13 protein-coding genes are annotated in these 13,875 nt (G+C 42.7%); 5 read left to right on the top strand and 8 right to left on the bottom strand.

Annotated features, from left to right (window positions below; genetic code table 11):
* Positions 1 to 49 precede the first annotated feature (49 nt).
* Both I2I04_RS00815 and I2I04_RS00810 read right to left on the bottom strand, forming a co-directional pair.
* Complete coding sequence (locus tag I2I04_RS00815) at positions 50 to 970, bottom strand: helix-hairpin-helix domain-containing protein (RefSeq protein ID WP_195654047.1); 921 nt, start codon at positions 968 to 970, stop codon at positions 50 to 52.
* Positions 970 to 2,340, bottom strand: a complete 1,371-nt coding sequence (locus tag I2I04_RS00810; RefSeq protein ID WP_143256973.1) for a sodium-dependent transporter — start codon at positions 2,338 to 2,340, stop codon at positions 970 to 972. Before I2I04_RS00810 ends, I2I04_RS00815 begins: the two co-directional genes overlap by 1 nt.
* A gap of 103 nt (positions 2,341 to 2,443) precedes the next feature.
* On the opposite strand from I2I04_RS00810, the gene I2I04_RS00805 reads away from it, so the two are divergent.
* Complete coding sequence (locus tag I2I04_RS00805) at positions 2,444 to 2,836, top strand: VanZ family protein (RefSeq protein WP_195472157.1); 393 nt, start codon at positions 2,444 to 2,446, stop codon at positions 2,834 to 2,836.
* Between the two features lie 139 nt (positions 2,837 to 2,975).
* On the opposite strand, the gene I2I04_RS00800 is transcribed toward I2I04_RS00805, so the two are convergent.
* Both I2I04_RS00800 and I2I04_RS00795 read right to left on the bottom strand, forming a co-directional pair.
* Positions 2,976 to 4,271 carry a UDP-N-acetylmuramoyl-tripeptide--D-alanyl-D-alanine ligase gene (locus I2I04_RS00800; RefSeq protein ID WP_195654046.1) on the bottom strand — a complete coding sequence of 432 codons (1,296 nt, stop codon included), beginning with the start codon at positions 4,269 to 4,271 and terminating at the stop codon, positions 2,976 to 2,978.
* A gap of 78 nt (positions 4,272 to 4,349) precedes the next feature.
* Entirely contained in the window at positions 4,350 to 6,365 is a 2,016-nt protein-coding gene (locus I2I04_RS00795) for a sensor histidine kinase (protein ID WP_195654045.1), read from the bottom strand.
* 117 nt (positions 6,366 to 6,482) lie between these two features.
* On the opposite strand from I2I04_RS00795, the gene folP reads away from it, so the two are divergent.
* Together folP and cdaA are read left to right on the top strand one after the other, a co-directional pair.
* Positions 6,483 to 7,349 carry a dihydropteroate synthase gene (gene folP / locus I2I04_RS00790; RefSeq protein ID WP_195472150.1) on the top strand — a complete coding sequence of 289 codons (867 nt, stop codon included), beginning with the start codon at positions 6,483 to 6,485 and terminating at the stop codon, positions 7,347 to 7,349.
* Positions 7,350 to 7,360: 11 nt separating this feature from the next.
* Positions 7,361 to 8,125, top strand: coding sequence for a diadenylate cyclase CdaA (gene cdaA, locus I2I04_RS00785; RefSeq protein WP_004299718.1), 765 nt, complete (start codon positions 7,361 to 7,363; stop codon positions 8,123 to 8,125).
* Positions 8,126 to 8,171: 46 nt separating this feature from the next.
* On the opposite strand, the gene I2I04_RS00780 is transcribed toward cdaA, so the two are convergent.
* The 4 genes from I2I04_RS00780 to I2I04_RS00765 are packed head-to-tail and all read right to left on the bottom strand — an operon-like array spanning position 8,172 to position 11,311.
* The gene (locus I2I04_RS00780; protein ID WP_195654044.1) at positions 8,172 to 9,188 is read right to left on the bottom strand and encodes a GNAT family N-acetyltransferase; all 1,017 of its coding nucleotides are present in this window, start codon (positions 9,186 to 9,188) and stop codon (positions 8,172 to 8,174) included.
* A gap of 13 nt (positions 9,189 to 9,201) precedes the next feature.
* Positions 9,202 to 10,119 carry a DUF2156 domain-containing protein gene (locus tag I2I04_RS00775; protein ID WP_195472144.1) on the bottom strand — a complete coding sequence of 306 codons (918 nt, stop codon included), beginning with the start codon at positions 10,117 to 10,119 and terminating at the stop codon, positions 9,202 to 9,204.
* 56 nt (positions 10,120 to 10,175) lie between these two features.
* Entirely contained in the window at positions 10,176 to 10,871 is a 696-nt protein-coding gene (locus tag I2I04_RS00770; protein WP_004305057.1) for an LrgB family protein, read from the bottom strand.
* Positions 10,868 to 11,311 (bottom strand): CidA/LrgA family protein, encoded by a 444-nt coding sequence (locus I2I04_RS00765; RefSeq protein ID WP_143256979.1) that lies wholly within the window; start codon positions 11,309 to 11,311, stop codon positions 10,868 to 10,870. Before I2I04_RS00765 ends, I2I04_RS00770 begins: the two co-directional genes overlap by 4 nt.
* A gap of 197 nt (positions 11,312 to 11,508) precedes the next feature.
* Here I2I04_RS00765 and pta point away from each other — a divergent pair, with 197 nt between their 5' ends.
* Positions 11,509 to 12,528 carry a phosphate acetyltransferase gene (gene pta / locus I2I04_RS00760; RefSeq protein WP_009039813.1) on the top strand — a complete coding sequence of 340 codons (1,020 nt, stop codon included), beginning with the start codon at positions 11,509 to 11,511 and terminating at the stop codon, positions 12,526 to 12,528.
* Positions 12,529 to 12,568: 40 nt separating this feature from the next.
* Entirely contained in the window at positions 12,569 to 13,768 is a 1,200-nt protein-coding gene (locus tag I2I04_RS00755) for an acetate kinase (protein WP_143256980.1), read from the top strand.
* Positions 13,769 to 13,875 lie beyond the last annotated feature (107 nt).

Genomic DNA, 13,875 nt, shown 5'->3' with positions numbered 1-13,875 from the left:
TGTGTGTGATGCATTCTTGTCTGGTGTGATAGGAATGCATCTTTTTTTATTAATTATAACAAATGTAGGGCTCGAGCCGTTCAAGATCAGCCGGAGTGAACTCCTCATAAAGGGATAGTTGCTTCAGACTTTTTAAGATTCCTTTCTTTTTCCGATATTCAATGATAACCTTTGCTTGATAGTAGTTTATATATGGATGACGCATCATTCGTTCCATGCCCGACTTGTTTAAATTGACACGGTGTGTCTGGCTGGTATCGATAGAAAACCACGGGCGGAGTTTTTCTGCTTTTAGATGAATCTCCTGTAACTGTTCTATCCGGCAAAAGCCTCCCAGCCGTTCGCGGTAATTCACAATCATCCGGGCAATGCTGCTTCCGATTCCCGGAATCTTTTTAAGTTCGGTGGTATCAGCGGAGTTGAGGCTGATGACAGTTCCCGGGTGGTATTTCACAAGTGTGTCCCGTGGTATGCTTTGCATGGTTAATAACCGTACTGTATCTTTATCTTTCGAACTGAAATCTTCTGTGATTTGGATATAAGGACGAAGAGTCTGGTATTGTTCTTTTGTGAGTCCATATATCTTCCGCAAATCCTCCGGATGGCGGAATCTGCCTTGTTTATGGCGATAGTGCAGGATATTCTTTATCATCCACGACGGTAATCCGAGCGAAAGGAAAGTAGTGGAGTCCGCGGTGTTCGGATCAAACACGGCAAGTTTGACTTCCTGTTGCGGGAAGGATGGAAAAGAATGACCGGACCTGTTGTGGGGTTTTGTTTCCCGGAGAGAGGAGAGAAAGTCATTATATTCTTGATCGGATTTCTCATTCTCTGTGCAGTAGCCGGTATCTTCGGCACGAGTGAAAAAGGCAAAGAGTTTAGGAACTGCATATACTCCTAAAATAAGAACGACAAGGACGATAATGCCTTGTCGTTCGGTTTTAGTATAATAAAGGAAGTCTTTCCACATTATAGCTTGATTAATCCCAGTTCATTGATAAATATCAGTGAGATGGCGATTGGTGCGATATATTTTAATATAAAGATGATAAGCTTGTATACCGGTATTTTTAACGAGCCGTCATTGGTGATCTCTGACCATACAATCTTCTTGTCCAGATACCATCCGGTAAAGAGGGAGATACACAGTCCGCCAAGTGGTAACATTATTTTGGCTGTTGCGAAGTCGAAGAGATCGAACATTCCCAATCCGAAAATGGTGAATCCTTTCATGACTCCCAATGATAATGAACAGAATATTCCGAGGAAGACACAACCGCCGGTGACTAACCTTGCCGCTTTTTCACGGGAAAGATTGAACTCCTCGTGAAGATAAGCGGTTACTACTTCGTGTAAAGAAATGGTAGAAGTTAAAGCAGCCATCGCCAACAACGCGTAGAACATTACAGAGAATATATATGCTAGTACGGGAACTCCGCTGAACGCTTGTTGGAATACATTAGGCAGCGTGATAAAGATCAGACTTGGACCTGAATCCGGTTGTATGCCAACCGAGAAGGCTGCCGGGAAGATGATAAATCCTGCCAGTATTGCCACAAAGGTATCAATGATTCCTACGCTGAAAGCTGTTTTAGTCAGGTTGGTTTCTTTACTGAAATAAGAGGCGTATGTGCAAAGGCATCCCATACCCAGGCTCAAAGAGAAGAAAGCCTGTCCCATAGCACTTAAAAATACATTTCCGTCCACCTTGCTAAAGTCGGGTTTGAGCAGGAATTCAATACCCGCACCGGCTCCCGGCAGAGTGACTGAACAAACTACCAGTATGAGGATAATGATAAACAAGGTAGGCATCATGATCTTCGAAGACTTTTCAATCCCTTTTTCTACTCCTTTCACGATGATGAAATGAGTAACCAATAAGAATGCTACCAGCCATACGACCGGTCGCCACGGGTTACTGGAGAATTGTTGGAAAGAAGAGATAAACTCTCCGGAAGTTTTTCCGGCAAAACCGTTGGTGGCAGCCTCAAAAATATATTCAAGTGTCCATCCAGCTACTACTGCATAATAACTAAGTATCAGGAAACCTGCCAATACTCCCATGCGTCCTACCCAACGCCAATGCGTTCCCGGAGCTAATGTTTGATATGCTCTCGCAGTGTTGGCTCTTGAACGGCGTCCTATTAGGAACTCGGCAATCATAATAGGCAATCCCAAGAGAAAAATGCAACCTAAATAGATCAGTATAAAAGCGGCACCTCCATGATTTCCCGTTTCATAGGGAAACCTCCATATATTACCCAACCCGACTGCAGAACCGGCAGAAGCGAGTATGACCCCTAATTTGCTACCGAAGTTCGCTCTATCATTTTTTGCCATAAATCTTGTTTTATCTTACAAATCGTTATAAAATATACGTGTTAAAGTGCAAATATAGAAAATGATACTTATATTTGCACGAAAACTGTAATATTATTTAGATATGCTATCTTATATTAAGAAATATCCTGTCTCGCTTTTTATCATTTTGGCAGTGATTTATCTGTCGTTCTTTAAACCGCCTAAGACGGATTTGAATGAAATTCCCAATTTAGACAAACTGGTTCATATTTGTATGTATTTTGGTATGTCGGGGATGTTGTGGCTGGAGTTTTTGCGTGCACATCGCAGGGATCACGCTCCGATGTGGCATGCGTGGGTAGGTGCATTCCTCTGTCCGGTGCTTTTCAGCGGTTGTGTGGAGTTGCTGCAAGAATACTGCACTACTTACCGGGGAGGTGACTGGTTGGATTTTGCAGCTAATACCACAGGAGCAATTCTGGCTAGTTTAGTAGCCTATTATGTCGTACGGCCGAGGATGAAAATAAATAAATAGTAAAAGGCAACCTATGAACAACAAAGGTGAACGATAAGCCGTGAACGATGGCAAATAATAAACGGTGAATAATGGATATGATATAGTCAACCATTATTCACCGTTTATCATTTATCATTTGAAGTTTACCATTCCGGCTTTATAGAAATTCCACCGTTGAACTAAGTTTGATTCCATTGGAACCTTTTATTAGAATGGTATATCCTTTGGGTTTATCTTCCTGCAAATCCTTTATGACTTCCTGCACATTTGCATAAGTTTTAAACGAATGTTCACTTGCGGCAAACTGTTCTCCCACAAGCCATACTTTCTCAAAATCACTTTCTTTTATGTAGTCAACGATTTTCTGATGTTCGGTCGGCCCTTCAGCACCCAGCTCGCGCATGTCTCCTAATATGAGCATCTTGTGAGGGACTGTCATATTCCGGAAGTTTTGCAAGGCAGCCATCATGCTGGTTGGGTTTGCGTTATATGCGTCGATGATAAGCGTGTTATCTTCCGTCTTTTTAAGTTGGGAACGGTTGTTCTGTGGCGTATACTCTGCCAGAGCTTCATCGATCTTCTTTGCTTCCACTCCAAAGAAACGTCCGATAGTGATTGCGGCCAGGGCATTCGGGAAATTATATTCTCCGATCAACTGTGTGCATACTTGATGGGGTTCACCGTCTTTACCGGCTTTCCATTCAAAAGCAAGATAAGGTGAATTACCGGTAATCCGGCCGTTGACGTAGATATCATCTTCTGTTCCGTAAGAAATCAGGTTCAATCCCTGTGAGATATTCATCAAATAGGTGTTATCGTGATGGATAAAGGTGATGGCATCTTTCTTGCGGAGGAAATCATAAAGCTCGCCTTTGGTCTTGATTACTCCTTCAAAAGAGCCGAATCCTTCCAGATGTCCTTTGCCTACATTGGTGATAATGCCATAATCCGGTTCGACTATTTCGCAAAGAAACTTGATTTCTCCCGGATGACTGGCACCCATCTCAATGATGGCAAGGTCATGTTCCGGTTTCAATCGTAGCAGGGTAGTCGGTACACCGATGTGGTTGTTGAGATTACCTAAAGTATAAAGCACATTATAGGCTTGGCAGAGAACACTGGAAATTAACTCTTTGGTGGTCGTCTTCCCATTAGTGCCCGTAATGCCGATCACTCGCGTTCCGAGTTGGCGGCGATGATAGTTGGCAAGCTGCTGCATGGTTTGCAGGCAGTCGTCTACAAGTATATATCGTTGATCGCCTTCTATGGCATACTGCGCTTCATCGATAATGGCAAACGCGCATCCGGAGTCCAGCGCTAATTGGGCAAATGCATTACCGTTGAACGACTCACCTTTCAAGGCGATAAACAAAGAACCGTCCGGACAGTTCCGGCTATCAGTAGTTACTGATTGGCAATCCAGAAAAATCTGGTAAAGAGCAGAAAGTTTCATAACCTGATCTTTTTATTTAAAACGTTGCAAAGATAGGCTATTCTTTCGGATTTGATGGGAGTTCGGACAGTTTTTTGCTTAGGCGTATATCAAAGGAAGAGTCAGGATCATCCGGCATCCTTCTGTATAAGAAGCGTCGATTCGGAGACTACCTCCTAACTTTTCGGCAATACTCCGGCATATCGGAAGTCCGAGTCCGGTTCCCTGCGTGAAAGAGTCCATTTTGTAGAAACGTTCAAATACTGCTTCCTGTTGATCTTTCGGAATGCCTGTTCCCGTATCGGTGACACTGATTTCAATTTTCTTTTCAGCTTCCAGCACGGAATAAGCGATGCGAATACTGCCATGAGCCGTAAATTTAGTGGCATTATGTGCCAGGTTGTTCAACACTTGTGATATACGTTCCGAATTACTGCGTATGAGCAGGCTTTCCCTTTCAGGTTCGAATAAAACTTCCACATCTTTCTGCTTGTTATCTTTGGCAACTTCAGATGCAAGTTGACAGATCGTATTAAGGTCTGTTTCAGCGTCAGTGGGCAGTTGTTCATATTGATCCAGTTCGGACAGCGTGAGCACATCAGTGACCAGTCGAAGCAAGTCGTTACTGTTGCTTTTGATGATATTGACAAACTCCTGTGTTTCCGGATTGTTGCTGTAATGGTCGCTTAATACCTGCGAGAAGCCTACGATAGAGTTAAGTGGCGTACGGATTTCGTGCGTCATGCTTTGGATAAACGTTGTTTTCATCCGGCTGTTTGCCTCAGCTATATCTTTGGCTTTACGCAATTCTTCCTTCGATACCATAAGTTCTTCATTCCTTATTTTAAGTTCGGCTTCCGAAACTTTCAGTTTGCGTTTCAGGAAGTTTTCTCTATAAAGGAATACAAATAAGATACCTAATAAAATAATCAATGAAATAATCAAGGTTGTTTTATTATGCAACTCCTTCTCTTGTGCCTGAAGCATGAGTTCTTTCTTTTCGGCATTGAGCTTTTCTACATTTAATAAGGTGGCGAATTCGCTGCTGGCCACTTGTTCATTGGCTATTTTCAAAGAGTCATCCGCATTGATGTACATTTGCAGATATTTGACCGCCAGGTTCATATTTCCCATCTTTTGGTAGATTTCTCCCTGTGTGCGATAATGGATGCTGCTAAGTATACTCTCGCTTAAACGGCGTTCTTCTTTTTCCTGCATCTTTGCGGCTTCCAGCGCTTTCTGATATTGTTTGGTCTGCTGGTAGTATAAACATTCTATGTTATACAGTCTTTTTTTGATAGACTCCAGTCTTTTGTCCTGTTCAAACGCAGCCTGACACTCCTTCAGTAATTCTTCGGCAGCTTGAAAGTCGCCAAACTTGCTATGGTAGTTTACATACTCCAATTTGGCAGATATTTGTTGCGTAGAGGAATTGGCGGTCGCAATGGCTTTTTCCACAGCTTCCAATGCTTTTTTTTGCTTTTTCTGGTCGATGTAATAGTTGGCTATCTGGGCATAAGTTTGGGAGATGTTGTAGTTTTCGAGCTTGTATTTTTCTGTCAGCTCGATTTCTTTCAACCTCCATTCGAACGCCATCGAATCGAATCTTTTGATGGTGTAGATTTGCGACATGATGTTATAGCAACGGGAGAGGCCGGTCTTGTCATCCTCTTTTTGAGCTTCTTTTAGCATATTTTGCACTTCATAAAGTGCTATGTTTGTTCTACTTGTTTTTAGATAATAGGTGACTAATCTGTTCGCCCATGCGAAGTAATAGTATTTAGGCTGATGAGTGGCCTTGGCGAATTCTTTTACTTTGTTGGTATAGTAGATTACGCTATCTTCATTGGTTCCCTGAAAATAAAAATAATCCAGTTGAGTGGCTATGGCTACTGCCTGCATTCGTTCGTCGTGCCGTTCGCCGGCCATTCGGAATAAAGTGTCGGACATACTAAGTACAACTGGCTCTAATAAGTATTCTTGACAACGTTGATAATATTCATAGAGAGTAGAGTCAACATTGAAAGTTTCAGCCTCTTTTTGAGCTTTTGCAGTGGCGGTAAAGAACAAAATGAGGAAAAGAAATCCTACGCGAAATAGGGTTAATCGGCTCATGGTATGAATTTTTCGGGTTCTTCTATAGTTTGCAAATATACGTTTATTTCTTCTTTTTAGTACGAATACTTGCTTTTTTTATCTACATTTGTAGGCGATCTAAAAGGAATGTTGTCAATGATGAAACCTATATCTCCTATTTATATAAATGTAAAAGGGCGGTTGCTCGATCTTGCTACTCCGCAGGTGATGGGAATTTTAAATGTTACTCCCGATTCTTTCTATTCCGGCAGCCGGATGCAGACTGAAGAAGACATTGCTGCCCGGGCCCGGCAGATACTTGATGAAGGTGCTTCGATGATTGATATAGGAGCCTATTCTTCACGACCGAATGCCGAACATATTTCTGCCGAAGAAGAGATGCGAAGACTGCGCACTGGTTTGGAAATTCTGAATCGTAATCATCCCGAAGCCATTATTTCCGTTGATACTTTCCGGGCTGACGTGGCGGAAGAATGTGTGAAAGAATATGGAGTCGCTATTATTAATGACATAGCTGCCGGTGAAATGGATCACCGGATGTTTCAGACAGTAGCCAACTTGGGAGTACCTTATATTATGATGCATATGAAGGGAACTCCCCAAAATATGCAGAAAGAACCGTCTTATGATAATCTGATCAAAGATGTTTTCCTGTATTTCGCTCGTAAAGTACAACAACTTCGCGACTTGGGAGTGAAAGATATCATTCTCGATCCGGGATTCGGGTTCGGAAAGACATTGGAACATAATTATGAACTGCTGGCACATCTGGAAGAGTTCCATATTTTCGAACTTCCCGTTTTAGTGGGAGTTTCACGAAAATCGATGATTTATAAATTGTTGGGAGGAACCCCGCAAGATTCATTGAACGGGACAACCGTATTGGACACTGTTGCGTTAATGAAAGGAGCGCATATCCTGCGGGTGCATGATGTGCGTGAAGCGGTGGAAGCTGTCCGGATCACAGAGAAATTAAAAATAGAGAGTGGATATGACAAATAAGAGGAGGGTGCATGTTTTTTGAGTTTGGCATAAAAGATTTTATCGATATTCTGCTGGTAGCTTTTGTTTTGTACTATACCTACAAACTGATGAAAGCTTCCGGTTCTATCAAGGTATTCACCGGAATTCTGGTTTTTATCCTGATCTGGCTGGTGGTGACGCAAGTGCTGGAAATGAAATTGTTGGGCTCTATTTTCGACACATTGATGAATGTGGGTGTGATCGCGTTGATTGTTCTTTTTCAGGATGAGATACGCCGTTTCCTCTTGACTTTGGGATCTCACCGGCATGTCAGTGCACTGGCCCGTCTCTTTAACGGTTCGAAAAAAGAGTCGTTGAAGCATGACGATATCATGCCGGTGGTAATGGCTTGTTTGAATATGGGGAAACAAAAAGTCGGTGCATTGATTGTCATCGAGCATAACGTTCCTTTAGACGAAGTCGTCCGCACGGGCGAACTGATTGATGCGGCGATCAACCAACGCTTGATCGAAAATATATTCTTCAAGAATAGTCCGTTGCACGATGGCGCAATGGTAATCAGCAAAAAACGCATCAAGGCAGCAGGATGTATTCTTCCTGTATCCCATGATTTGAATATACCGAAAGAACTTGGCTTGAGACATCGTGCAGCAATGGGAATCTCTCAACAGTCGGATGCACATGCTATTATTGTTTCGGAAGAAACAGGCGGTATCTCCGTAGCCTATCGCGGACAATTTTACCTTCGTCTGAATGCGGAAGAGCTGGAAAGTCTGCTGACAAAAGAAAACTGATTTTATAGTGACCTCTAAGAACCGTGGAATCCATGTAATCCGTGCCTTAATTCATCATTAAGCTCATATATGGCTTTAACGGCTGAAGTATTCTATCTGTTAGTTCACTAATATTCATTTGTATATGCGCACCGGGCAGTCGCTCGGTACTATACATACACTTCCCTTTACACAGGTAATAATAACCGTTATTCACCGACAATTGCTTGTCCGACAATTCCAGCTGCATTTCATCTTCGGGGAAAGCCGCGGCATAGATTTGCAGCACTTCTTTGGCATTGATGATACGTGCCATGCCCAACGGATATTGAGGCTGTTGATCTTCGGGAGGTAAGAGTTGAACCATGCACTTATATCCGGTGTGTTGCCTGATAGCATACAATAGGCTATATTCCACATCTTTATCTTCAGCGCAAAGCTCATTGATAATGATATGTTTGTCTCCTTTATATATAATAGTCACCCCCTTGATTTCGTTTTCTTGTCTGGCTGCAAATAAGTATCCTCCGCTGATGGCAAGATCAGTCATAATAACCTGAAAGTCTTCCGGCGTGTGCTGAATACAGCAAGCCCGTTCGGAAAGCTTCTTATTCAAATAGGAATAGATCTCTTCCTGAAACTCCGAAACCACACTGACCGCTATCTCTTTAGAAGGAATAAACTCCGGTAAAATGATCTCTTTAATTGAATACTTGAATACGGAAGCATATCCCATGCGGGCATAGTAATCGAACAACCAGGACTCTGCCGGTATCAATGTACTGAAATGTACTCCATTTCGTAACATCCGGGCGAAAGACTGTGATAAAAGCTCTCGCATGACCCCTTTGCTTCGGAAATCGGGATGCGTACAGGCTCCTGAAATATAGGAAGTCTGCACTGTCTCTCCGCCGAAAGTCATCGGATAAGGAAGCATCTGAAGCGCAGAGATTACCTCATCGCCACTTTGGATGGCGACATTCACCTCTGTTTTATAGCGCAGTCTGAAGTACATTTCAACGAATTCTTCACTATCGTCAAAACAGATTTTCCACAATGCTTTTACTTGCTCCTTTATCATCATATTTATAATGGGGTTACCATTTAATCATATTCATGGGATGCTCTTTGAGGCAAGCCATATATTTTTCCAGAATCGTCGCCGGCTGGTAAGACAGTTTGGCTTTGCGCAAACCTTCAATGCCTAAATCCTCTTCTCGGTTGATATAGATATATTGTTCGGGAATCCGGTTGGCGAATTCATAATTAATCATAGCATACGCACCTTCAATGCTGGTATCCGCTTTTTCTACATGCACGCCGAACGTCTCATGATTGATAGGCATACCGAATGTGAATGCGACGATTTTACCGTTCACATGCAGGATGCCTCCCGTCAGTCCGAGTGCTTCGAAATTGTGAAGGGCATAAATCAGGGCGCGGCGTTCGTTGCCTGTCCCCTCCTGTTGGTCACAATTATTCACTTTACACCACTCTGCTTCCAGATCCAGACATTCCTGAATACGGTCCGGGGTAATCGGTGTGTATTCGTAATCCGGATAAGTGTTGCGGAACCGGTTGATATGATTTCTTTTCGCCTGGAATTTCTTCCCTTTCAGCGTAGAAAGATCACTTCTCAAATAAATATAATCCGCATAGTCGCGGTCTTCTGTGAAAGTGAACTGTTCCGGAAGGATGGTCTCAAGATCGGTGCGCATATTGCTGCACACTCCCAGCATACAGAAATGCTGGTTCTCTTTGCGGGCATCTTCTATCAGCTCCCACAATACTGCTTTCAAATCTCCTGTGCCTACGGGCATCATATAAGCAAGTTGATCTCCCGCCCAGAACTTGAATACCAGAAAGTCGTCGACCACTGCGAATTGAGTGTCATATAAGAACCTCCAGCTGCAAAGATTGGAGAATGAAAGGTCGCAATTGCGGCGATCACTTTTCATCGTGAATGAGGTGATTGTGGCTTTGTCTGCTAATGTGATATCTTTAAATGGAATCATAAGATTGCTTTTTGCGTTTAACTCTTTATATAACGGAAAATCAAGAGATTTTGTTTTTACAAGACACCTAATAATCGAAGGATCGTAGGTGTGAGCAGTGCAGTGAAGATTCCATTCAGTGTCAGTCCCAAACTGGCGTATGCTCCATATTTGCTGCTGATATCCATTGCGGTAGAGGTTCCGACAGCATGAGCAGCTGTTCCCATCGAAAGCCCTTGGGCGATCGGACTGCCTACACGCATGATTTTCATGGTCTTAAAACCACAGATTGCTCCTAATAAACCTACTGCTACAACAACTGCCGCCGTCAGTGACGGAATACCGCCAATGGCTTTGGTTACTTCCATCGCAATCGGAGTCGTAACCGATTTGGGAGCCAGAGACAGGATTACTTCTTGGGAAGCCCCCATGAACTTCGCAATCAGCACTACTGAAATAACTCCGACGATGCAACCTGCCAGTTGAGACAGAAGGATAGGCAATAACTGCTTTTTTATCATTTCCAATTGAAGATATAAAGGTACGCCTAAAGCAACAACAGCCGGGCGGAGCCAGAACTCGATCAGATGTCCTCCTTTATTATAGGTCTCGTATGAGATATTTGTCATTTTAAGAAAGATGATTAATAGGGCGATGGTCAGCAATATGGGATTTAATAATACCAGTCCTGTTTTCTTCTGAAGCAATTTGGCAAAGAAGAAAATCCCGAAGGTGATAGCCAACAGGAAGAAATTATTCTCTAAGAAACTCATTTGTCTTTATTCGTTAAGTTGATTTTATCTTTAAGGTGCAGTTTCTCCGACAGATGGAAATCCGTCAGGTGAAGTTTGCGCGCCAGCTTAATCTGACGTGCCAGCCTGAACTTGCGGACGATTTGGTGCACCCATCCCGTAACGACAAGTACAAGCGCGGTGCTGACGATGGTAGCTATCACTATCGGCCAGAACTCTGCCGCGATGACATCAAAGTACAACATGAGAGCCACACCGGGCGGAACGAAAAAGAATCCTAAGTTGGCAACCAGAAAATCGGACAATCCTTGTACCCAATGTAATTTGATCCAACCTAATTTTAAAAAGAGGGTGAGCAGCAGCATACCGATGATGCTGGAGGGGAGCTTGATACCCGTAAGATAAACTATTAATTCACCCAAAGCCAAACAGCCAAATAAAATGGCGCACTGACGTATCATATACTAATAACCTATTGATTTTGTTTGAAAACACTGCAAAGGTATGAAAAATAGGAGTACAGTGTTAAATATTATAATATTTTAGACTTGGGAGAGAGAAATAGACGAAATTGTAATGTAGATATTGCAAAATTGAGTACTTTTGCACCGCAAATTACAAATTGTAATGAGGTTTTATAATAATATTCAATATATCTATGCTCAATTTAATCAACCAAATCGTGGCGCGTGCGAAAGCAAACCGCCAACGTATTGTTCTTCCGGAAGGAACTGAAGAACGCACATTGAAAGCTGCCAATATGATTTTGACAGACGAAGTAGCCGATCTAATTTTACTGGGTAAACCGGCAGAAATTAATGAACTTGCTGCAAAATGGGGATTGGGAAACATCGGTAAAGCTACTATCATTGATCCTGAAACTTCTCCGAAACACGAAGAGTATGCGCAGTTGTTGTGTGAACTTCGTAAAAAGAAGGGGATGACTATCGAAGAAGCCCGCAAATTAACGAATGATCCTTTATTCTTTGGTTGTTTAATGATGAAGAACGGTGACGCTGACGGTCAGTTGGCTGGTGCCCGCAACACTACTGGTAATGTATTGCGTCCTGCTTTGCAGATTATCAAGACTGCTCCGGGAATCACTTGCGTATCTGGTGCTATGTTGCTCCTGACTCATGCTCCCGAATATGGAAAGAATGGAATTTTGGTCATGGGTGATGTGGCCGTAACTCCGGTTCCTGATGCTAACCAATTGGCGCAGATTGCAGTTTGTACAGCACAGACTGCCAAGGCGGTTGCCGGTATCGAAAATCCGAAAGTTGCTATGTTGAGTTTCTCTACCAAAGGTTCTGCTAAACATGAAGTGGTAGACAAAGTAGTAGAAGCAACTAAAATAGCTAAGGAAATGGCTCCGACTCTTGATTTGGACGGTGAACTGCAGGCAGATGCGGCTCTTGTTCCTGAAGTAGGTGCAAGCAAAGCTCCGGGTTCGGAGGTAGCCGGACAAGCAAATGTACTGATCGTTCCGAGCCTGGAAGTAGGTAACATCTCTTATAAGTTAGTTCAACGTTTGGGACATGCTGATGCTATCGGCCCGATTCTTCAAGGTATCGCTTGCCCGGTAAACGACCTGTCTCGTGGTTGTTCTATTGAAGATGTATATCGTATGATTGCTATCACGGCTAACCAGGCTATTGCTGCAAAGGCAAATAAATAAGTATTAGGTATAAAGTAGTAAGTATTAAATTGACAACGAAATGAAAATTCTGGTATTGAACTGCGGAAGTTCATCTATTAAATATAAATTGTTCGATATGACCAGCAAAGAAGTGATTGCGCAAGGTGGTATCGAAAAAATCGGTCTGAAAGGATCTTTCTTGAAACTGACTTTGCCGAACGGTGAAAAGAAAATTCTGGAAAAAGATATTCCTGAACATACAATAGGAGTAGAGTTTATCCTGAATACATTGATTCACCCCGAATATGGCGCTATCAAATCTTTAGATGAGATTAATGCGGTAGGTCACCGTATGGTGCACGGAGGCGAACGTTTCAGCGAATCTGTATTGCTGAACAAGGAAGTGTTGGAGGCTTTTGCAGCTTGCAATGATCTGGCTCCGCTTCACAATCCTGCAAACCTGAAAGGTGTGAATGCAGTTTCTGCTATTCTTCCTGATATTCCGCAGGTAGGTGTATTTGATACGGCTTTCCATCAGACCATGCCGGATTATGCTTACATGTATGCTATTCCTCACGAATTGTATGAAAAGTATGGTGTGCGTCGTTATGGCTTCCACGGAACTTCTCATCGTTATGTGTCAAAACGTGTATGCGAATTCCTGGGTGTGAATCCGGTAGGACAGAAAATTATCACTTGTCACATTGGTAACGGTGGTTCTATCGCTGCTATCAAAGATGGTAAATGTATGGATACTACTATGGGCTTGACTCCGTTGGAAGGTTTGATGATGGGTACTCGTAGCGGTGACATTGATGCCGGTGCAGTAACATTTATCATGGAAAAAGAAGGCTTGAATACTACTGGTGTTTCCAACCTGTTGAACAAGAAGAGCGGTGTACTGGGTATTTCAGGTGTATCAAGCGATATGCGCGAACTCTTGGCTGCTTGTGCGGCTGGTAATGAGAAAGCTATCCTTGCAGAGAAAATGTATTATTACCGTATCAAGAAATATATCGGAGCTTATGCAGCTGCATTGGGTGGTGTAGATATCATCCTGTTTACTGGTGGTGTAGGTGAAAATCAGATGGAATGTCGCCGTGAAGTTTGTAAGGATATGGAATTCATGGGTATTGAACTTGACAACGATGTGAATGCTAAGGTTCGCGGTGAGGAAGCGATTATTTCTACTCCTGCTTCTAAAGTGAAAGTAGTAGTGATTCCGACAGATGAAGAACTGTTGATCGCATCCGATACAATGGATATTTTGAAGAAATAATAACTGAACTGATTTATATTGTACGGGGATGTGCCAAGATTGGGACATTCCCGTCTTTTTTTGTTTTAGTTTTTATCTCATTGTTCCTTCCATTTACTTCCAAGAAA

The sequence above is a fragment of the Bacteroides sp. 1001136B_160425_E2 genome, assembly GCF_015559655.1.
In the GTDB taxonomy this organism is placed as follows: domain Bacteria; phylum Bacteroidota; class Bacteroidia; order Bacteroidales; family Bacteroidaceae; genus Bacteroides; species Bacteroides luhongzhouii.
The sequence above is the reverse complement of the archived record's forward strand: the minus strand, read 5'-3'. Positions and strand labels throughout refer to the sequence as shown.

Coding starts and splice junctions, on each gene's coding strand:
- cdaA (WP_004299718.1), top strand. CDS start 7,361: ATGTTTTTTGAGTTTGGCATAAAAGATTTTATCGATATTCTGCTGGTA.
- I2I04_RS00805 (WP_195472157.1), top strand. CDS start 2,444: ATGCTATCTTATATTAAGAAATATCCTGTCTCGCTTTTTATCATTTTG.
- I2I04_RS00770 (WP_004305057.1), bottom strand. CDS start 10,871: ATGAGTTTCTTAGAGAATAATTTCTTCCTGTTGGCTATCACCTTCGGG.
- I2I04_RS00755 (WP_143256980.1), top strand. CDS start 12,569: ATGAAAATTCTGGTATTGAACTGCGGAAGTTCATCTATTAAATATAAA.
- I2I04_RS00810 (WP_143256973.1), bottom strand. CDS start 2,340: ATGGCAAAAAATGATAGAGCGAACTTCGGTAGCAAATTAGGGGTCATA.
- I2I04_RS00815 (WP_195654047.1), bottom strand. CDS start 970: ATGTGGAAAGACTTCCTTTATTATACTAAAACCGAACGACAAGGCATT.
- I2I04_RS00800 (WP_195654046.1), bottom strand. CDS start 4,271: ATGAAACTTTCTGCTCTTTACCAGATTTTTCTGGATTGCCAATCAGTA.
- I2I04_RS00780 (WP_195654044.1), bottom strand. CDS start 9,188: ATGATGATAAAGGAGCAAGTAAAAGCATTGTGGAAAATCTGTTTTGAC.
- pta (WP_009039813.1), top strand. CDS start 11,509: ATGCTCAATTTAATCAACCAAATCGTGGCGCGTGCGAAAGCAAACCGC.
- I2I04_RS00765 (WP_143256979.1), bottom strand. CDS start 11,311: ATGATACGTCAGTGCGCCATTTTATTTGGCTGTTTGGCTTTGGGTGAA.
- folP (WP_195472150.1), top strand. CDS start 6,483: ATGATGAAACCTATATCTCCTATTTATATAAATGTAAAAGGGCGGTTG.
- I2I04_RS00775 (WP_195472144.1), bottom strand. CDS start 10,119: ATGATTCCATTTAAAGATATCACATTAGCAGACAAAGCCACAATCACC.
- I2I04_RS00795 (WP_195654045.1), bottom strand. CDS start 6,365: ATGAGCCGATTAACCCTATTTCGCGTAGGATTTCTTTTCCTCATTTTG.